Source organism: Pseudomonas sp. Z4-7, assembly GCF_051131965.1.
GTDB lineage: Bacteria > Pseudomonadota > Gammaproteobacteria > Pseudomonadales > Pseudomonadaceae > Aquipseudomonas.
The window spans coordinates 2,449,928-2,468,528 of the sequence record NZ_CP071642.1 but is presented as its reverse complement, the minus strand read 5'-3'; the positions used below and the strand labels follow the sequence as shown (position 1 = coordinate 2,468,528).

Annotated in this window: 17 protein-coding genes; 10 read left to right on the top strand and 7 right to left on the bottom strand. The window is 57.7% G+C overall.

All coding sequences use genetic code 11. The features are described from left to right. Positions 1–16 precede the first annotated feature (16 nt). From pqqA to J3P91_RS11315, 6 genes are all read left to right on the top strand, one after another. Positions 17–91, top strand: coding sequence for a pyrroloquinoline quinone precursor peptide PqqA (pqqA, locus tag J3P91_RS11340; RefSeq protein WP_434605079.1), 75 nt, complete (start codon positions 17–19; stop codon positions 89–91). A 72-nt stretch (positions 92–163) separates the two neighbouring features. Next, positions 164–1,075, top strand: a complete 912-nt coding sequence (gene pqqB / locus J3P91_RS11335) for a pyrroloquinoline quinone biosynthesis protein PqqB (RefSeq protein ID WP_434604165.1) — start codon at positions 164–166, stop codon at positions 1,073–1,075. A 212-nt stretch (positions 1,076–1,287) separates the two neighbouring features. Beyond that, the gene (gene pqqC / locus J3P91_RS11330; RefSeq protein WP_434604163.1) at positions 1,288–2,040 is read left to right on the top strand and encodes a pyrroloquinoline-quinone synthase PqqC; all 753 of its coding nucleotides are present in this window, start codon (positions 1,288–1,290) and stop codon (positions 2,038–2,040) included. Further along, positions 2,037–2,312 (top strand): pyrroloquinoline quinone biosynthesis peptide chaperone PqqD, encoded by a 276-nt coding sequence (pqqD, locus tag J3P91_RS11325; RefSeq protein ID WP_434604161.1) that lies wholly within the window; start codon positions 2,037–2,039, stop codon positions 2,310–2,312. Before pqqC ends, pqqD begins: the two co-directional genes overlap by 4 nt. Beyond that, positions 2,305–3,435, top strand: coding sequence for a pyrroloquinoline quinone biosynthesis protein PqqE (gene pqqE, locus J3P91_RS11320; protein WP_434604159.1), 1,131 nt, complete (start codon positions 2,305–2,307; stop codon positions 3,433–3,435). The genes pqqD and pqqE overlap by 8 nt, the downstream gene beginning before the upstream one ends. Before the next feature lie 409 nt (positions 3,436–3,844). Then, a complete protein-coding gene (locus tag J3P91_RS11315) occupies positions 3,845–4,240 on the top strand; it encodes a hypothetical protein (protein ID WP_434604157.1) in 396 nt (131 codons plus the stop codon). Between the two features lie 124 nt (positions 4,241–4,364). Here the strand turns inward: J3P91_RS11315 and adeC are convergent, their stop codons facing one another. The 7 genes from adeC to J3P91_RS11280 all read right to left on the bottom strand — a co-directional run bounded on the left by adeC (position 4,365) and on the right by J3P91_RS11280 (position 14,167). Beyond that, a complete protein-coding gene (gene adeC / locus J3P91_RS11310) occupies positions 4,365–5,789 on the bottom strand; it encodes an AdeC/AdeK/OprM family multidrug efflux complex outer membrane factor (protein WP_434604155.1) in 1,425 nt (474 codons plus the stop codon). After that, on the bottom strand, positions 5,786–8,941 hold the full coding sequence (locus tag J3P91_RS11305; RefSeq protein WP_434604153.1) for an efflux RND transporter permease subunit: 3,156 nt from the start codon (positions 8,939–8,941) through the stop codon (positions 5,786–5,788). The genes adeC and J3P91_RS11305 overlap by 4 nt, the downstream gene beginning before the upstream one ends. 3 nt (positions 8,942–8,944) lie before the next feature. Continuing rightward, positions 8,945–10,093: an efflux RND transporter periplasmic adaptor subunit gene (locus tag J3P91_RS11300; protein ID WP_434605077.1), complete on the bottom strand. Its 1,149-nt coding sequence runs from the start codon at positions 10,091–10,093 to the stop codon at positions 8,945–8,947. A gap of 434 nt (positions 10,094–10,527) precedes the next feature. Next, positions 10,528–11,706, bottom strand: a complete 1,179-nt coding sequence (locus J3P91_RS11295) for an XdhC family protein (protein ID WP_434604151.1) — start codon at positions 11,704–11,706, stop codon at positions 10,528–10,530. 51 nt (positions 11,707–11,757) lie between these two features. Beyond that, entirely contained in the window at positions 11,758–12,663 is a 906-nt protein-coding gene (locus J3P91_RS11290; protein WP_434604148.1) for a LysR family transcriptional regulator, read from the bottom strand. A 102-nt stretch (positions 12,664–12,765) separates the two neighbouring features. Beyond that, positions 12,766–13,119, bottom strand: a complete 354-nt coding sequence (locus J3P91_RS11285; RefSeq protein WP_434604146.1) for a cyclophilin-like fold protein — start codon at positions 13,117–13,119, stop codon at positions 12,766–12,768. A gap of 160 nt (positions 13,120–13,279) precedes the next feature. Further along, the gene (locus J3P91_RS11280; protein ID WP_048392883.1) at positions 13,280–14,167 is read right to left on the bottom strand and encodes a LysR family transcriptional regulator; all 888 of its coding nucleotides are present in this window, start codon (positions 14,165–14,167) and stop codon (positions 13,280–13,282) included. A 188-nt stretch (positions 14,168–14,355) separates the two neighbouring features. On the opposite strand from J3P91_RS11280, the gene J3P91_RS11275 reads away from it, so the two are divergent. Genes J3P91_RS11275 through J3P91_RS11260 form a run of 4 tightly spaced genes read left to right on the top strand, consistent with a single transcriptional unit; the run spans position 14,356 to position 18,464 of the window. Next, the gene (locus J3P91_RS11275; RefSeq protein WP_434604144.1) at positions 14,356–15,246 is read left to right on the top strand and encodes an SDR family NAD(P)-dependent oxidoreductase; all 891 of its coding nucleotides are present in this window, start codon (positions 14,356–14,358) and stop codon (positions 15,244–15,246) included. A gap of 22 nt (positions 15,247–15,268) precedes the next feature. After that, positions 15,269–16,432, top strand: coding sequence for an MBL fold metallo-hydrolase (locus tag J3P91_RS11270; RefSeq protein WP_434604142.1), 1,164 nt, complete (start codon positions 15,269–15,271; stop codon positions 16,430–16,432). 2 nt (positions 16,433–16,434) lie between these two features. Beyond that, positions 16,435–17,751 carry an NTP/NDP exchange transporter gene (locus tag J3P91_RS11265; RefSeq protein WP_434604140.1) on the top strand — a complete coding sequence of 439 codons (1,317 nt, stop codon included), beginning with the start codon at positions 16,435–16,437 and terminating at the stop codon, positions 17,749–17,751. Continuing rightward, positions 17,748–18,464: an NADPH-dependent F420 reductase gene (locus J3P91_RS11260; protein WP_434604138.1), complete on the top strand. Its 717-nt coding sequence runs from the start codon at positions 17,748–17,750 to the stop codon at positions 18,462–18,464. The genes J3P91_RS11265 and J3P91_RS11260 overlap by 4 nt, the downstream gene beginning before the upstream one ends. Positions 18,465–18,601 lie beyond the last annotated feature (137 nt).

The following is an 18,601-nucleotide window of genomic DNA, read 5'->3' as shown; positions in this document are numbered from 1 at the left end:
TGATAGGAGTACTTTCATGTCTTGGTCCAAACCTGTTTACACCGACCTGCGTATCGGTTTTGAAGTCACCATGTACTTCGCAAACCGTTAAGTTTGTACCTGATGGACAGCGCCTCGGCCTGCCGAGGCGTTTTATTTTCGGTTCCAGAATGATGGAGCAACCATGTTCGTCCAGATCCTAGGTTCTGCCGCCGGTGGCGGTTTCCCCCAGTGGAACTGCAACTGCGCCAATTGCGCGGGTTTTCGCAACGGTAGCCTGCGGGCCCAGGCGCGCACCCAGTCGTCCATCGCCCTGTCCGATGACGGGGTGAACTGGGTGCTGTGCAACGCCTCTCCGGACATTCGCTCCCAGCTCCAGGGCTTTGCCCCCATGCAGCCAGGCCGGGCCCTGCGCGACACCGGCATTGGCACGATCATCCTGATGGACAGCCAGATCGACCACACCACCGGTCTGCTCAGCCTGCGTGAAGGTTGCCCGCATCAAGTCTGGTGCACCGACATGGTCCATGAAGACCTGAGCACGGGCTTTCCGCTGTTCAACATGCTGACCCACTGGAACGGCGGGTTGAGTTGGAATCGCATTGAACTCGACCAGAGCTTCACCATCGCCGCCTGCCCGAACCTGCGCTTCACCCCACTGCCCCTGCGCAGCGCCGCACCGCCCTATTCACCGCACCGCTTCGACCCGCACCCAGGCGATAACATCGGGCTGATCGTCGAAGACCTGCGCACGGGCGGCAAGCTGTTCTATGCGCCGGGGCTGGGCAAGGTCGACGAGTCGTTGCTACAGATCATGGCCGGCAGCGATTGCCTGTTGGTGGACGGCACGATGTGGGACGACGATGAAATGCAGCGCCGTGGCGTCGGCACCCGCACCGGTCGGGAAATGGGCCACCTGGCGCAGCACGGCCCTGGCGGCATGCTTGAAGTGCTGGAGCAACTGCCCGAGCAGCGCAAGGTCCTTATCCATATCAACAACACCAACCCGATCCTCGACGAAGATTCGCCCGAGCGGGCTGAGCTTGTACGGCGAAAGATTGAAGTGGCTTACGACGGAATGAGTATTGAGTTGTAGGAAGGGCGGAACGATTGTGGGGGTGAAGTTGTGGTGTGTCAGCCAGGCATGATCCAGCTGGACAGGCCCCATCGCGAGCAAGCTCGCTCCCACAATAGTTCGAGCTGCATTGGATATCTGATTCACCGCAAAACCAATGTGGGAGCGAGCTTGCTCGCGATGAGGCCAGCCCTGACACCACAGAACCCACGGGCATTTCCCGGAGAACCGAAATGACTGACACCCCCCTGCCCCCCGCCGAGTTCGAAGCCGCCCTGCGTGCCAAAGGCGCGTATTACCACATCTATCACCCCTATCACGTGGCGATGTATGAAGGCCGTGCCACGCGCGAGCAGATCCAGGGCTGGGTCGCGAACCGCTTCTATTACCAAGTGAACATCCCGCTCAAGGATGCCGCAATCCTGGCCAACTGCCCGGACCGCGAGATCCGCCGCGAGTGGATCCAGCGCCTGCTCGACCATGATGGCGCCCCGGGCGAAGACGGCGGCATCGAAGCCTGGCTGCGGCTGGGCCAGGCGGTGGGCCTGGACCCCGACCAGTTGCGTTCCCAGGAACTGGTGCTGCCGGGCGTGCGCTTCGCCGTAGACGCCTACGTCAATTTCGCCCGCCGGGCCAGTTGGCAGGAAGCCGCCAGCAGCTCGTTGACCGAATTGTTCGCCCCGCAGATCCATCAATCGCGCCTGGATAGCTGGCCGCAGCATTACCCGTGGATCGACCCGACCGGCTATGAATATTTCCGCACCCGCCTGGGCCAGGCCCGGCGTGATGTGGAGCATGGCTTGGCGATCACCTTGCAGCACTACACCACTCGCGAAGGCCAGGAGCGCATGCTGGAAATCCTGCAGTTCAAACTGGACATTCTCTGGAGCATGCTCGACGCCATGAGCATGGCCTATGAATTGAACCGCCCGCCCTACCACAGCGTGACCGGGCAACGGGTTTGGCACAAAGGAATTGCCTTATGAGTTTCGATCGCAGCAAAAAACCCAACTGGCGGCCCGGCTATCGCTTCCAGTACGAACCGGCCCAGAAGGGCCATGTGCTGCTCTATCCTGAAGGCATGATCAAGCTGAATGACAGCGCGGCGCTGATCGGTGGCCTGATCGATGGCGAGCGCGATGTCGCGGCAATCATCGCTGAACTGGACAAACAATTTCCCGGTGTGCCTGAGCTCGGTGACGACATCGAGCATTTCATGGAGGTCGCCCGTGCACAGCACTGGATCACCCTTGCCTGAGAAGCCCGCCGTTGGCCTGCCGCTGTGGCTGCTGGCCGAGCTGACCTATCGCTGCCCGCTGCAATGCCCGTACTGCTCCAACCCGCTGGACTTTGCCGAACAAGGCAAAGAGTTGAGTACTGAGCAGTGGTTCAAGGTGTTCCGCGAAGCGCGAGAAATGGGCGCCGCGCAGCTGGGCTTTTCCGGCGGCGAGCCGCTGGTGCGCCAGGACCTGGCCGAGCTGATCGGCGAGGCGCGCAAGTTGGGTTTCTACACCAACCTGATCACCTCCGGCATCGGCCTGACCGAGCAGAAGATCAGCGACTTCAAGAAGGCTGGCCTGGACCACATCCAGATCAGTTTCCAGGCCAGCGACGAGCAGGTGAACAACCTGCTGGCCGGCTCGAAGAAAGCCTTCGCGCAAAAACTGGAAATGGCCCGGGCGGTGAAAGCCCATGGTTATCCGATGGTGCTGAACTTCGTGACCCATCGGCACAACATCGACAAGATCGACCGCATCATCGAGCTGTGCATCGCCCTGGAAGCCGACTTTGTCGAACTCGCCACCTGTCAGTTCTATGGCTGGGCACACCTCAACCGCGTCGGCCTGCTGCCCACGCGGGAACAACTGGTGCGTGCCGAGCGCATCACCAATGAATACCGGGCCAGGCTCGAGGCCGAAGGTAACCCGTGCAAGTTGATCTTCGTGACCCCGGATTACTACGAAGAGCGTCCCAAGGCCTGCATGAACGGCTGGGGCAGCATCTTCCTGACCGTTACCCCGGATGGCACGGCATTGCCTTGCCATGGCGCCCGGCAGATGCCGGTGCAATTCCCGAATGTGCGTGACCACAGCATGCAACACATCTGGTACGACTCGTTCGGCTTCAACCGTTTCCGGGGTTATGACTGGATGCCCGAGCCCTGCCGCTCGTGCGATGAAAAAGAAAAGGATTTCGGCGGCTGTCGTTGCCAGGCGTTCATGCTCACCGGTGACGCCAGCAATGCCGATCCTGTGTGCAGCAAATCCGAACACCATGGGATAATTCTCCAGGCTCGCGAAGACGCCGAGCACGCCACGCAAACCATCGAGCAACTGGCCTTTCGCAATGAACGAAACTCACGCCTCATCGTTAAAGGCTGATCGTTTCAGCGACAGAAATGACTGACTGATCGACGATCGATTCGAACGGTACGTCCGACGCGCAGCAAATACCACGTGCGACACCTGAGGGATTCAAGTTCTCGGCGTCGCAGATGACGCATCATTGGTGAATAAAGCTCAGCACTGCATCAATACCTCACAGGCTAATCAATTAAAAAAAAGCCTGTAGACTATCCCCATACCGACAACAAAATCATTCCAGATATCGAGTAGGCATCTTAGTCTTTGCCGTCCTCGATCATCTTGCGTCATCTGCAAAAACAATAACGGGCGCACGCTCCCAAGCCAATGCGTTATTAGGCTAAACAGCTTATTTAAACCTTCCCTATTTAACGGCTTAGAACAAGTTTATAGCTATTCTCGGACCCCCAAAAAATTCAGGACACTTATGAACCTTGCAAAACTTACAGCTTCTATCATTTTAATCACCGGCCTGGCTGGCTGTGCGACTGAACTTCCGACGCTTAAGGATGGCGAATCCATTGTCAACCTTCACGAGCAGGTCGGTGATGAAATGCTGGCCAGACGCCTGGATACGAAACGCGCAGAGAACCTGACTTATTTCAAAGTATCGCCAGGGGCGCATACGATGGAACTTGGGGTAGTTACCAAGGGCTACCAGGAAAGCCAGAACCGCTGTGTTGCCACCCTGTCCTATGACAATTTCTTACCGAATGAGCGTTACACCTTGATGGAAAGCAGTGCAGGCCAGGAAGTAAAGATTGAACTTATGGACAGTAAAGGTAATACGTTGGCTCAAACTGAAAAGATGCCCTGCTTGTAATTAACTGCCGTATAAATGACAGCGCGGCGCCACCACTCAGCACGTAAATATCACGACAGTGTCAGTCACCGCTAAAACAAGAACGCCCGGCCTATCGCCGGGCGTTCTTGTTTAGTCTTCGTTCTCAGAGTGTTTGCACGCCCCGCTCATTCCATCCGCCACCCAGTGCACGATACAGGTTCACTTCAGCCTGCAACTGCGCAAGGCGATCGTTGATCAGCCTTTGTTGGTTGCTAAACAGCGAGCGCTGCGCGTCCAAAAAGGTCAGGTTGCTGTCCACGCCGATTCGATAACGACGCTCGGCAAGCCGATAGTAATCCTGGCTGGCGTTGACGAGGTCACTCTGTGCCTGCAACTGATCGACGTAGGTTTTACGTGCGGTCAATCCGTCGGAGACTTCCTGGAAGGCGGTCTGGATAGCTTTCTCGTAGTTGGCCACGCCAATATCTTTCTGAATCTCCGAGTAATTCAGGCTGGCGCGTAAAGCGCCTGCGTTGAAAATCGGCAGGCTGATGTCAGGGGTAAACGTCCAGCTGCCTGAGCCGCTCTTGAACAACCCATCCAGATTCGCGCTCGAGGTGCCGGCATTTGCCGTAAGGCTGATGCTGGGGAAAAACGCCGCCCGCGCCGCTCCGATGTTGGCGTTAGCGGCCAAAAGCAAATGCTCGGCGGCAAGGATATCGGGGCGACGGGCGAGTAAATCACTGGGCAGACCGGCCGGTACGTTGGCGAGCAGATCGCCATCCAAGGACTGCGGCTCCGGTAAATCGGCGGGCAGTCCTGTGCCAAGAAGAAGCACCAAAGCATTCTCGTCTTCGGCTACTCGGCGCTGGTAGTTTGCCAGGCTCGCCCGCGCACCTTGCACCGAGGTACGCGCCTGTGCGAGATCAAGCGCCGAAGCCACACCCACCTGACTACTGCGGGTGGTCAGACGTAAGCTCTCCTCGTAGGCGTCCAGCGTGTTCTCGGTGAGCTTGAGCAATTCACGGTCGGCTTGCCAGGTGAGATAGGCATTGGCCACGCTCGAAACGATGCTGATCTGGATCGAGCGTCGGGCCTGGGCTGTAGACAGATAAGTTTCCAGTGCCTGCTGGCTTAGACTGGCGATGCGACCAAACAGATCCAACTCGTACGAACTGATTCCCAGGTTGACGTCATATTGGCTGGAAATACTGGCCTGACCGGACTGCGCCTGAGCGCTCGGCAGTCGCTGCCGTGTTCCGCTGGCGTTGGCGCCAATCGCCGGAAACAGGTCAGCTCTCTGGATTCGGTACTGCGCCCGGAAAGCCTCAACGTTCAGTGCCGCGACCTTCAGGTCACGATTATTGACCAAGGCGGTCTGGATCAATCGCTGCAATGCCGGATCGTGGAAAAACTCGCTCCACCCCTGCTCCACAGCGGCCTGGTCGGCAGCGTTGGTTGCCTGATAGGCAGGACCCTGCGGATACTGCGCAGCAACTGGAGCGTGCGGTCGCTGATACTCAGGGATCAGTGAGCAACCACTCAGAATAGCGGCGCTGATCGCGAGACCGATTAAAGAGCGAGTCATTGGCCTGCCTCCTCACGCATAGCAGTTTCGTCCTGCTTCTTGCGGCTGCCTTTAAACAAGGTTGAAACGGAAACGAAGAACACGGGAACCCAAAAAATCGCCAGAACGGTGGCCGTTATCATGCCGCCGATCACCCCCGTGCCGATGGCGTGTTGACTGCCAGAGCCGGCTCCGCTGGAAATGGTCAGGGGTAGCACGCCGAGAATGAATGCCAAGGACGTCATCACGATCGGACGCAGACGCATACGACAAGCCTCGACCGTTGCTTCAAGCAACGGTTGACCTTTCTCATTCAACTCCTTGGCAAACTCGACGATCAGGATCGCATTCTTCGCCGCCAACCCCACCGTCACCAACAGACCCACTTGGAAGAAAACGTCGTTGGACAGTCCCCGCAATGCCGTGGCCATCAGCGCGCCGATTACCCCAAGAGGCACGACCAAGATGACCGCAATCGGGATCGACCAGCTTTCATAGAGTGCCGCCAGACATAGAAACACGACGAGAATCGACAGCGCATACAGAGCAGGCGCTTGTGACCCTGAAAGACGCTCTTCATAGGACAACCCGGTAAAAGAGATGCCTACGCCGGGCGGCAGTTGCGCTGCAATTCGCTCGACCTCCGCCATCGCCTGGCCAGAGCTGTAGCCCGGGGCGGGAGTCCCGAGAATTTGCTCGGCAGGAACGCCGTTGTAGCGCGACAGTTTTGGTGAGCCGAAGATCCACTCGGCACTCGCAAATGCCGAGAACGGGACCATCTGACCCTGGTTGTTACGCACGAACCATTTACTCAGATCCTCTGCGGTGCTGCGCGAGTCAGGCTGGCCCTGTACGTACACCCGCTTAACTCGGCCGCGATCAACGAAATCGTTCACATAACTACTGCCGTATGCCACTGACAGCGTGGTGTTGATATCGGCCAGAGAAATACCCATCGCCCGCGCGCGCTCGTCGTCGATGGTCAGGTGGTACTGTGGCTCGTCGGCCAAGCCGTTTGGGCGAACACCGGCGAGGACCGGGCTCTGGGCAGCCAGCTCAAGAAACTTGCCGCGCGCCTCCATGAGTTTTTGATGGCCCACGCTATCCTGGTCCTGCAGGTAGAAATCGAAGCCGGTGGCGTTACCCAACTCCAGTACCGATGGCGGAACCACCGCATATACCAGGGCGTCTCGGTACTTCAGGAACTCTTGCTGGGCACGCTGGGCAATTTTGAACACAGTATTGTCACTGTCTCGTTCATCCCATGGCTTCAGGTTGACGAACGCAATCCCTGAATTCTGCCCCCGGCCGGCAAAGTTGAAACCGTTAACAGTGAACACCGTAGCAACCGCTTTACCTTCTCCGTGCTCTTTGTCCAGCAAGTACTGACTCATGCGATCTAGCACTTTTTGCGTGGTCTCAGCCGAGCTGTTGGCCGGCGTCTGCACCTGCGTAAAAATCAAACCCTGGTCCTCATCGGGCAGGAACGAGGTCGGTATCCGGGCGAACATCCAGATCGTGCCGGCGACGATTACCAGGTAAACCATAAAGCCCGGCACCCTATGCCGAATGATCTGGCCTACGCCCTGCTCATATCCGTTGACGCAGGCATCGAACCGTCTGTTGAACCATCCAAAGAAACCGCGCTTGGGCTGACCGTGTTTTGTCGGATCGATGGACTTGAGCAGCGTGGCGCAAAGCGCCGGGGTGAATACCAAAGCAACAAATACCGAAAGCGCCATGGCCGATACGATAGTGATCGAGAACTGCCGGTAGATCACGCCAGTGGAGCCACCAAAGAAAGCCATGGGCAACAGCACCGCCGAGAGTACCAAGGCAATCCCCACCAGCGCTCCCTGGATCTGCCCCATCGATTTACGCGTGGCCTCCCTGGGTGACAGGTGTTCCTCCGCCATCACCCGTTCGACGTTTTCAACCACCACAATCGCATCGTCGACGAGTAATCCGATCGCCAGGATCATGCCGAACATGGTCAAGGTATTAATAGAGAAGCCGGCCGCCGCGAGGACGCCGAACGTACCCAACAACACAACGGGCACTGTCAAAGTCGTAATGATGGTGGCCCGCAGATTTTGCAAAAACAGCAGCATGACCAGAAAGACCAGAACCACCGCCTCGCCCAGTGTATGCATCACTCCGCTGATGGATTCGGTGACCACCGGCGTCGTGTCATACGGGTACACCGCTTCAATCCCGGCCGGGAAGAATGGTTTCAGTCGGTCGACCGTGGCGCGAATCGCCTTGGCGGTATCTAGGGCGTTGGCGCCAGTGGCCAAGCGGATGGCGATACCCGAGGCGGGCTTGCCATTGGCCTGGGCGTTGATGCTGTAGTTTTCGCCGCCCAAACTGATATCAGCTACATCACTCAGGCGCACCTGGGAGCCGTCGCTATTGACCTTAAGCAAAATGTCACCAAATTGCTCGGAGGTCTGCAGTCGCGTCTTGCCGATGATAGTTGCGGTAAACACCGTACCTTTGCGCGCCGGAAGACCACCAATCGTGCCCGAAGCCACCTGCACGTTCTGCGCCTCAATCGCCTCGGTCACGTCGACGGGCGTCAACTGGAACTGGTTCAGTTTGGCCGGGTCCAGCCAGACTCGCATGGCGTATTGCGTGCCCCAGATCTGAAAATCACCAACACCTGAAGTCCTCGAAATCGGGTCCTGGATATTTGAGACGATGTAGTTGGATAGATCCTCCTTGGTGTGTTTTCCATCGGTGGAAACCAGGCCAATGAACATCATGAAATTCTGTTGGAATTTTGTGACGCGAAGCCCTTGCTGCTGCACTTCACGCGGCAACAGCGGCGTGGCCAGGTTCAGCTTGTTCTGCACCTGAACCTGGGCAATATCCGGGTTGGTACCCTGGTTGAAGGTCACGATGATTCGCATGCTGCCATCGGCATTACTCTCCGAAGAGATGTAGCGCAGATTGTCGATGCCGTTCATCTGCTGCTCGATCACTTGCACGACGGTATCCTGCACTGTCTGCGCGGAAGCACCGGGATAAGAAACCTGAATCGCGACAGCGGGTGGTGCGATGTCAGGGTATTGATTGATCGGCAAATTGAGGATCGACAATGCCCCAACGAGCATGATGATCAGTGCAAGCACCCACGCGAAGATCGGTCTATCAATAAAATACTTCGACATGGTCTACTCCGCCTTAGCGCTGGTGTTTAGCGCCACAGGAGCTCTGTTCGCCTCATCTGTCATCGCTTCCTGAGCGACCACGGAGCTCCCTGGCCTAATGAACTGAAGCCCTTCGACGATGATTTTGTCTCCGGCGCTCAAGCCGCTTTCCACCAGCACATTCGCACCGACGGTGCGGCCAACCTTGAGCTGGCGTTGCTCGACTTTGTTATCGGCGGTAACGACCATGGCGGTCGGGGTGCCCTTGAGATCCCGGGTCACACCAATCTGTGGAGCAAGAATGGCCTGCTCGGCAACACCCTCCTGTAACCGCGCATGCACAAAAATCCCCGGCAGCAGCAAGTGATCGGGGTTGGGGAACACGGCGCGCAGGGTGACCGAGCCGGTTGCTTCGTCGACCGAGACTTCTGAAAACTCCAGCGAACCCTGTAGCGGATACTGGCTACCGTCCTGAAGTGTCAGGCTGACTTTCGCAGCCCTGTCGGCAGTTTTCTGCAACTGCCCACTTTCAAGTGCCCGACGCAGTTTGAGCACCTCGCCATAAGGCTGAGTGACATCGACATAAATGGGGTCGAGTTGCTGGATGATCGCAAGGGGGGATGCTTGGCCATTAGAAACTAGCGCACCCTCGGTCACAGCCGAACGTCCAATCCGCCCGCTGATGGGCGCGAACATTTTGGTATATCTCAGATTGATCTGGGCGCCCTTGACTTGTGCCTCTGCCAGCATCTGCTGAGATCGAGCAGTGTCATACTCCTGCTTGCTCACCGCCTGCTCATCGATCAGTTGCCGATACCGGGTGGTCAGGGAGCGAGATTGCTCCAAACTGGCCTGCGCACTGGCGAGCGTCACCTCGTAAGTTGATGGATCGATCTGATAAAGCTGCTGACCAGCCTTGATATCTGCGCCTTCCTTGAACAAGCGTTTCAGGACGATACCATCCACCTGCGGCCGAACCTCAGCAAGGCGGTAGGCACTGGTACGCCCGGGCAGGTCGTTGAACAAGGTCACCGCCTGAGGCTTCAGGGTCACCACACTGACTTGAGGGGGTTGCGCCGGGGTAGCAGCAGCCTGCTCCTTGTTGCATCCACTGAGCATCGTGGCAAAAGCAATGGCGGTCACCAAAGCAGGAAAGATAGGCTTGAATGGCATAAAGTCCTCGAACATCGCGCTGAAAAAATGCGCGCATGAGTTTGCAAACTGCCGCAGCACAGGCTGAAACAGCGGCTGACGGCAATGGGGAGAAAGAGTTCGGCAAGTACGCGCAAGAGGCGCGGTGCGAAGATCAAGCTTATTGACCGGGTCAAATAAAACCCGACGAGCCAACGCGCTGCGCATTGGATTGTTATGTAGGCATGCTAACAATCGAGGGGCCTGAGGATTAGCCCGACTTTACTGAAATCACCAATGAGTGATATTCAGCAATAAAATGGTTTCAGAATTTTGCAGATTACTCGCAACGCTCTATATCCAGCGATTAACGCAGGACAGCATTTCGATTAGTGAGTTTTGATCAGCTTTGGCCTCTAATGCGTGCAGCGCATCGGCGAGGCTCATATCCTGCAGGAGCTTCCAGCTCAAGTCTTCTACGACTCTGCCATGGATAATTCACGGGAACATCTGGGTTCAAGCTGACAAGTTTCGTGGATCGTTGACGTCCGCAACTTCAGACTTCCACCCGCTCGCCCATTCAGGACGGCCTGCATCTCCCCAAGCACCGCCATCGCCACACTTTCCGGGGTGTCCCCACCCAAATCCAAACCCATTGGATAGTGCAATCGGTCCAGCGCAGGCAGGCTGTTTGTCTGTCGCGTTATTTCATCAAGCAGACGCTCGGTCCGATCACGCGGCCCGAGCTGACCGATGTAACGGGGATTACCTTGTAACGCGCCTTTCAACCAATGCGCATCCTGGCTCAGGCTATGGGACATTACCGCCACACACGCCCCCTCCACGAACTTTCGAAATTCGAAAGGCCCGCCTATATCGGCGCTCAACACCCGATCCGCTTCGGGAAAACGTTCCGGACGGGCAAAATGTGGGCGACTATCAACAACGGTGACATGCCACCCCAGGATTTTTGCGATCCGTACCAACGGCTGCGCATCATGGCCCGCCCCAAAGATCATCAGACGCGGTGGTGGCGCGACGTATTCCAGGAAAACCTCTACCTCTGCATAGCCTTCGGTATAGCGTTGCCGCGTAGATTTTTGCTGGTCCAATGTGAGACGCAGATCAGCGGTAATTCGCTCGTTCAGTGCAGGATGGTAGAGCCCTCCGAAGGGCGCCGCGCCAGATTCCAGGAACACACGGTCTCCAACATCTGCACGGCTATTGCGTGAGCCCGCTATTACCGTTGCGATCGCCACGGGTCTCTGGTTGTTTCTTACTTTGCGTAACGCATCAAGCACAGCGCATTGCTTTGTAGCGGGCATTCGCTCAAACAACACATACACCTTGCCGTTGCAGCCCAGCCCGAAACCAAGGGACTCTTCACCGCCCTCTTCGTCTGTGGCCTCGGCCGTGCTGTAGCTACGAATCACCGGGCCCGACTCACTTAGCCACCAGGCCTTTCGCACCACATCAGCCTCCAGACAGCCACCACTGATAGTGCCCTCCGGACGTCCATATTGTGAAACGAGCATGCGCGCCCCCGGACGGCGATACGCCGAACCCTCGACCTTCACAACGGTGGCGAGTACAGACTCTCGACCCTCGTTCTGTTCGGCGTGGATGGCATCGAGCAATGCGTTCAAACTGGACATATCAGATCTCTCTCCCAAAGCGAATCCGGCGAAGTCGCTGTCGATCGCCAACTATCCAAGCGGGCGCAACTCTCTGATCAAGTCGATCAGCAAACGTAGCGTGATCGGCACCTGCCGGTAGCTTGAGTAATAGATATGGAAGCCTGGACCGACACTGACCCAATCCTCCAAAACCACTTGTAACGTTCCTTCTGCTATAAGCGGCGCGACAATGGGTTCGGCACAATAAGTCAGCCCGGCGCCCTGGGCGACCATGGCGAGCATCATCCGTGTCTCATCCAGCACGACATTACCGGACACTGGGATCTCTAATTTTTCACCCTCCTTCTCAAACTCCCAGTTGTACATCCGGCCGTTGCCTAGCCGAAACCTTAAACAACTGTGCTGTTTCAAATCCTCTGGGTGCAGCGGCATACCACATCGGTCGAGGTAATCGGGGGTTCCTACCACGACCCATCGAACAGGTGGGGAAAGGCTTTGGGCAATCATGCCTTCAGGTACGGTAGCGCCATACCTGATCCCAGCGTCGAAACCTCCTTCAACAATGTCCACCATACTGTTCGTGGTTGAGACTTCCACTTCGATATCGGGATAACGATGAGCAAATGTCGATAAAACGGGTGCCAACAAAAGGAGCGCCGCGTCACTGAAAACATTCAGCCGTATACGGCCAGTGGGCTCATCACGGAACTTATTCAACAGCTCAATGGCCTGGTCGATTTTGTCGACAGGTTCGCTTATCAATGCCAGCAGCTCCTCACCGGCTGCCGTCAGGGTGACGCTGCGGGTCGTGCGATTGAGCAAACGAACCCCCAATCTCGCCTCCAGCCCCTTGATCGCATGGCTCAGCGCAGATGCACTTATCCCTACTTCAACACCCGCACGACTGAAGCTGGAATGGCGGGCGACAGCTAAAAAGTAGATAAAATCGCCAAAGTTGGCACGAGTAAGCTGCATGAGTTCTCTGCCATGGGTGTGAAACGTGTGAACGAAAGGACTCCACCCGCCCTCTGCGCCGCAGACAGTTTTTGCCGGCGTGGTTTTGACTGTTTTGGGGTATCACTCATCGACCAAGGTGATCGTTGCTTCAAGGGCCCCAGGACGCGCGAGTACTTCCAGGCCGGAATCAATCCTGCCGAGTTTGATAAGGCCGCTCGAATACTTGAAGCCTTTATGAAAAATGGCGAGATTTCCCCATGGCGCATAAAAGGCAATGTCACCCGCCGAAGGCGTGAATCCAGCAGGCGCGCCCTGTGTCGATAAAGGCTCGGGCAGTACGCTGATCTTCTCGGTCGAGGCGTAGTCTTCCAGCGTCAGTTTCATCGGCAGCTGTTTAACGAAATCTATGGAGGAATCGTTGTTGTCGAGCGTTGCCATAACCGGACCGCCTGAAACATCGATGCGTATTTTCATAGTTGCTCCACTTTGCTCCTATGGGCTACAGGGCACGCCCTACCCCCGCCACGAATTGATCTGGCAGCAAAAATGCTTTCCCGCCAGAAGGTATCAGCTGACAGAAAAACTGAAATACCTCGCAGCGATTGAAGTCATGAATGAGATTTATCAATCGTCTTTACACACGCAGCGCATTCATAACCAGCGTGAAGGCCCGCGATGGCTGCCTGCGACTTGGGTAATACAAATGGTACCCCGGGAAGGGAGCACACCAATCTTCCAGCACACGAACCAGGCGGCCATTTTCCAGATGCGGTGCGAATTCTTCTTCAGGAAGATAGGCGATGCCCAGGCCGGCCAAGGCTGCATCCACCATGCTGGGAGAGGTGTTGAAAACGAGCTGGCCATCCACTCGTACGTTTAACGGTTGGCCACGACGCTCAAACTCCCAAACGTATAGCCCCCCTGCTGTTTGCATACGCTGATTGATACAACTGTGCTTTAGCAGGTCCCGTGGATTTTTGGGCGTTGGATGCCTTTCGAAATACATCGGGGAGGCCGCAGCGGCCATGCGCAGTTGAGGACCGATGGGTACCGCAACCATATCCTTGTCGATGGTATCGCCCATACGCACGCCTGCATCGAAACGGTCGGCGACGATGTCTCGAAAACCATAATTGATATCGAACTCTATCTTGATATCCGGATAATCGAGCAAAAGCGGCGTGAGCTTGGGAAGCAAATGTGCTCGAAGAATGTGCTCACCACAGGTGATGCGCACGGTGCCGGCGGGTTTATCGCGCATCTCGGTCAGTTCGTCGAGTTCTGCCTCGATTTCGTCAAAGCGATGACCAATGGCTTTTAGTAAACGCTCGCCCGCTGCCGTAGGCGATACGCTACGGGTGGTTCGTGTAAGCAAGCGAATCTCCAGCCTGGCCTCTAACCCGCTCATTGCCTGGCTGAGGGCAGATTGAGTCACGCCCAGTACGGAAGCTGCCCGCGTGAAGCTGCCTTCACGGGCAATCGTTACGAACGATAAGAGATCATTGAGGTTACGTCTGACCATCGCCCAAGTCTCTCATAAATCATTAATTAGCAGGCCTTATAGCCCCTTTAAGGACTGATTAGCTAGTGGCGCCGAAGGGGGCCGGTTACATTAACAACCTCTTTTTAACCAATGCTTCGTTGTATTCAGCGCGAGCGATCACCGTGGTGCTCGGAACAAGAGGCGCGAAGTGACCCGAGGGGACGTCCATGGATCGTAGAGACTTTCTCATCAGAGGCGCCGGACTGGGTTCGGCGTTGATCGCAGGCTCACTTCTGCAAGCAACGGCATCCTGGGCGGAGACCCCAACCAATTCCCGAAGGGAGGCTCCCGCGTCCAACGCACGACGGGACAACAATGCAAGCGGCAAAGCCCGCGTATTCATTACCGGCTCGGCCGATGGATTGGGCCATGCCACTGCCAAGACCCTGCTTGCCCAAGGCCACGACGTTGTGGTGCATGTGCGCTCCCCTGCCAGGTTGTCTGCCGTGCAAGAACTGGTGGACCAGGGCGCCATCGCGACAGTCGGCGACTTGGGCGATCTTGAACAGGTTCGCGACCTTGCCCGTCAGGTCAATGCCATCGGCGCGATGGATGCCATTGTTCACAACGCAGGCATCCTCAGCGGGCCGCAACTGCTGGTCGTCAACGTCGTCGCCCCCTATATGCTCACGGCCCTGATTCAGCGCCCCAAGCGTCTGATCTACCTGAGCAGCAGCATGCATAGGGGGGGACGAGCCAGCCTGACGGGATTGGACTGGTCGGGCAGCACCGCCACAGGCAGCTATTCGGACAGCAAACTCTTTGTAACCGCACTCGCAGCAGCCGTTGCGCGGCTGTACCCCGACGTCCTCAGTAATGCGGTCGATCCGGGCTGGGTCCCAACGAAGATGGGAGGTCCCAACGCACCTGACGACCTGCGCCTGGGACACCTGACCCAGGAATGGCTTGCCACCAGCAATGACCCTGAGGCACTCACCAGCGGCGGCTATTGGCACCATCAGCGACGCGAACAGCCGCATCCCGCCGTCCAGGACTCCCTATTCCAAGACTCGCTGCTCGCCGAACTCACGCGCGCCAGCGGCACGCACCTGTCGTGATCACCTCAATGGTAACTACTGCATGAAACTATTCTGGGGTCGTCTCCTCATGGCCGTTTTCGGTATCGCTCTGTTAGGCATCGTTGGCGCCTTCGCCTATTTACAGCAGCCAGTCTTCGGCGACCTGCCCAGCGGCGAGCGACTGACGCGCATCGAACATTCGCCCAATCATGCCGACGGAGTGTTCCGCAACCAGATCGACACGCCCATGAAGACCACGGACCAATCCGAGATCTCGATGTGGATGCAGACCCTTTTCGGGCAAGAGGGGCAGCCTCGACCGCCAAGCCCGATTCCCGCCGTCAAGACCGACCTCAAAGCACTCGACCCTGCACAGGATATAGTCGTTTGGCTGGGCCATTCCTCCTACTTCGTGCAACTGGGCGGGCAACGCATCCTGCTCGATCCGGTGTTCAGCACCTACGCCGCGCCGATTCCGGGGCTGAACAAGGCATTCGAGGGCACCAGCCTCTACACGGCCGATGACATGCCCGAGATCGACGCCTTGTTGATCAGCCACGATCATTACGATCACTTGGACTATCCAACCGTTCAGGCGCTTCAGCCCAAAGTCAGAAAGGTTATCGTGGGGTTGGGTGTAGGCGCGCATTTCGAGCGCTGGGGCTACGACATGGGAGTCGTACGCGAAGCCGACTGGAACGAAGTCGTCGCGCTGACGCCGAACGTCAAGGTCCACGTCACCGCAGCTCGACACTACTCGGGGCGCACATTTACCCGCGATCAGTCGCTGTGGGTCGGCTATGCACTTGTGTCTCCTGAGCAGCGGCTGTTTTTCAGTGGCGACTCGGGTTATGGCCCGCACTTTGCCGAGATCGGCCAGCGACTGGGTCCGTTCGACTATGTCGCCATTGATGCCGGTCAGTACGATCCGCGCTGGGCGAACGTCCACATGAATCCGGAACAGGCCGCGCAGGCAGCCAAGGACCTGCACGCCCTAGTGCTGATGCAGGCGCATGTGGGCCGCTTCTCCATCGCCCCCCACGATTGGGATGATCCGTTCAAGCGCATGCAAGTCGCCAGCCAGGGGCAAACCTTCGCGCTGTGGACGCCCGAAATCGGCCGCACGGTCTACCTTGACGGCCGTGCGCAGTCGTTCACGGCATGGTGGGAAGACGACGCAGCGAAGACTCCGCCTCAGCTCGCGGCTGGAGCCAGGGAGGAGTAATCGTGCAGTCTCCCTTATCGCTGTTGCGGCGCCAGGCCAAGGTGCGTCCCGAAGAATCTCCCGCGGTCCTGTGGTCGATGCTCTACGTCATCGCGCTGTTTCTGGCGTATTACCTGTTGCGACCGATTCGCGACGAGCTCGGTGTGGCCGGCGGAGTCCAGAACTTGCCCTGGCTGTTCACTGGTACGTTGTTGGCAATGCTGGTAGCCAGCCCGCTGTTCGCGCTGGCCGTGCGCAAACTGCCACGCAAGCAGTTCATCGTCGTGGCCTATCGCTTCTTCGCTGCCAACCTGATGGTGTTTGCACTGCTGCTGCATCTCGCCGATCCACAATGGCAGGTGTGGCTGGGACGTGCCTTTTTCATCTGGGTCTCGGTGTTTAACCTGTTCGTCGTCTCGGTGTTCTGGTCGTTCATGGTGGATATCTTCGACAGCGAGCAGGGCAAACGGCTGTTCGGGCTACTCGCGGCAGGAGCAACGATTGGCGGCCTCTTGGGCTCGGCTATCACTTCCAGCCTGATCCAACAGTTGGACCGCTCCTGGCTGATGGTGATTGCCATCCTGTTTCTGGAAGTGGCGGTACTTGCATCATGCCGTTTATCTCGCCTTGCTCCGATGTTCAGCCACACCACGCTCAAGGAAAACCCCGACCAGCCCTTGGGTGGCGGTATCTTTACTGGCATGGTACATACGTTGCGTTCGCCCTACTTGGTCGGGTTGGCACTATTCATTCTGCTGTACTCGGTCACGTCGACTTTCTTGTATTTTCAGCAGGCCAGCATCGCCGAGTCCTCGCTCCCTGATCGTGCGGCCCGCACGGCGTTCTTTGCCAATATCGATCTGATCGTCAATGCGATCACACTGGTATTCCAGCTGTTCATCACCGGCAGGATGATCGCCACCGTGGGCATCGTGGCAACGCTGTGTGTCCTGCCGCTGGTCAGCCTGTTCGGCTTCGCTGCCTTGGCCGCCAGCCCTAGTGTCGCGGTCATCGTGGCCGCGCAGGTCGCCCGCCGGGTAGCGAACTTCGCACTGGCCAGACCCGCCAGGGAAATCCTGTTTACCTCCAGCACACGTGAAGATCGCTACAAAGCCAAAAACTTCATCGACACGGTCGTTTATCGTGGCGGTGACCAAATCGCCAGTTGGGGATACGCAAGCCTGATGGGCCTTGGCCTGACCCTGGCGCAGATTCCCATGATCTCGGTCCCCCTCTCAGCTATCTGGCTGGGCTTGAGTGTCTGGTTGGGACGAACCCACCTGAAGCAGGAACAGCGCGACGCTACGGTCTCACCATCATTAATTGAGGACAGGACATGAAGTCTACCCGCCGCTCCATAGTGAAATCCCTTGGCGTATTGGCCGCTCTACCGTGGCTCATCCCCGCGAGTCGCGCTTTTGCGGTCGCGCCAACACGCATCGGCGTGATCGGCAGCGGATCGCTGGGCGGCACGGTAGGTCGGCTGTGGGTCGAGGCTGGACATGAGGTCATGTTCTCTTCCCGCCATCCAGAGCAATTGCAAGACATGGTTGAGACGTTAGGGCCACGCGCTTCGGCCGGCCTGCCGATGGCGGCAGCGGAATTCGGCACCGTGCTTCTGTTGGCTATTCCGTTTGAAGCACTGCCCCAGGTCGGGCGAGACCTGCACAGTGCCTACCGCGGCAAGATCGTTCTGGACTCCACCAATCCTTGGGGCACAAGCAGCAGCGATGTATACCGAGAAGCGCACAACCTGGGCGTTGCTCAAACCGTCGCGAAGTACATGGCCGGCGCGCGACTGGTGCGCGCATTCAGTGCCGTCGATGCCACCGTGGTGGCAAAGTCTGCCTCACGACCGGGCGGGCGCATTGGCATGCCCATCGCCGGAGATGACGCCGAGGCCTTGCGGGTCGCCGCCGACCTGGTACGCGATGCTGGTTGCGACCCAGTCGTCGCGGGCAACCTGGCAGCCTCCGCCTCGTTCCAGCCCGGCAGGCCGGGCTTTCGCGCCCATCTGACCGCACCGGAACTGCGCCGCCTCCTCGGCCTGTAGCGCAGAGCACGGGTGGCCACGTCGCTAAGCAAAAAAACCTTGCTGCTAGCAGCCACCTCAACGATCGGCCGGTGGATCACACTGTCGGGCTCTCATGAGTCGGGCAGTATGATCGCGAGGAAGCTGAATCGAACCGC

What these genes read in the sequence shown, in the direction of transcription:
- pqqB (WP_434604165.1), top strand. Translation starts at nt 164, where the DNA reads ATGTTCGTCCAGATCCTAGGTTCTGCCGCCGGTGGCGGTTTCCCCCAG.
- pqqC (WP_434604163.1), top strand. Translation starts at nt 1,288, where the DNA reads ATGACTGACACCCCCCTGCCCCCCGCCGAGTTCGAAGCCGCCCTGCGT.
- pqqD (WP_434604161.1), top strand. Translation starts at nt 2,037, where the DNA reads ATGAGTTTCGATCGCAGCAAAAAACCCAACTGGCGGCCCGGCTATCGC.
- J3P91_RS11315 (WP_434604157.1), top strand. Translation starts at nt 3,845, where the DNA reads ATGAACCTTGCAAAACTTACAGCTTCTATCATTTTAATCACCGGCCTG.
- adeC (WP_434604155.1), bottom strand. Translation starts at nt 5,789, where the DNA reads ATGACTCGCTCTTTAATCGGTCTCGCGATCAGCGCCGCTATTCTGAGT.
- J3P91_RS11305 (WP_434604153.1), bottom strand. Translation starts at nt 8,941, where the DNA reads ATGTCGAAGTATTTTATTGATAGACCGATCTTCGCGTGGGTGCTTGCA.
- J3P91_RS11300 (WP_434605077.1), bottom strand. Translation starts at nt 10,093, where the DNA reads ATGCCATTCAAGCCTATCTTTCCTGCTTTGGTGACCGCCATTGCTTTT.
- J3P91_RS11295 (WP_434604151.1), bottom strand. Translation starts at nt 11,706, where the DNA reads ATGTCCAGTTTGAACGCATTGCTCGATGCCATCCACGCCGAACAGAAC.
- J3P91_RS11290 (WP_434604148.1), bottom strand. Translation starts at nt 12,663, where the DNA reads ATGCAGCTTACTCGTGCCAACTTTGGCGATTTTATCTACTTTTTAGCT.
- J3P91_RS11285 (WP_434604146.1), bottom strand. Translation starts at nt 13,119, where the DNA reads ATGAAAATACGCATCGATGTTTCAGGCGGTCCGGTTATGGCAACGCTC.
- J3P91_RS11280 (WP_048392883.1), bottom strand. Translation starts at nt 14,167, where the DNA reads ATGGTCAGACGTAACCTCAATGATCTCTTATCGTTCGTAACGATTGCC.
- J3P91_RS11275 (WP_434604144.1), top strand. Translation starts at nt 14,356, where the DNA reads ATGGATCGTAGAGACTTTCTCATCAGAGGCGCCGGACTGGGTTCGGCG.
- J3P91_RS11270 (WP_434604142.1), top strand. Translation starts at nt 15,269, where the DNA reads ATGAAACTATTCTGGGGTCGTCTCCTCATGGCCGTTTTCGGTATCGCT.
- J3P91_RS11260 (WP_434604138.1), top strand. Translation starts at nt 17,748, where the DNA reads ATGAAGTCTACCCGCCGCTCCATAGTGAAATCCCTTGGCGTATTGGCC.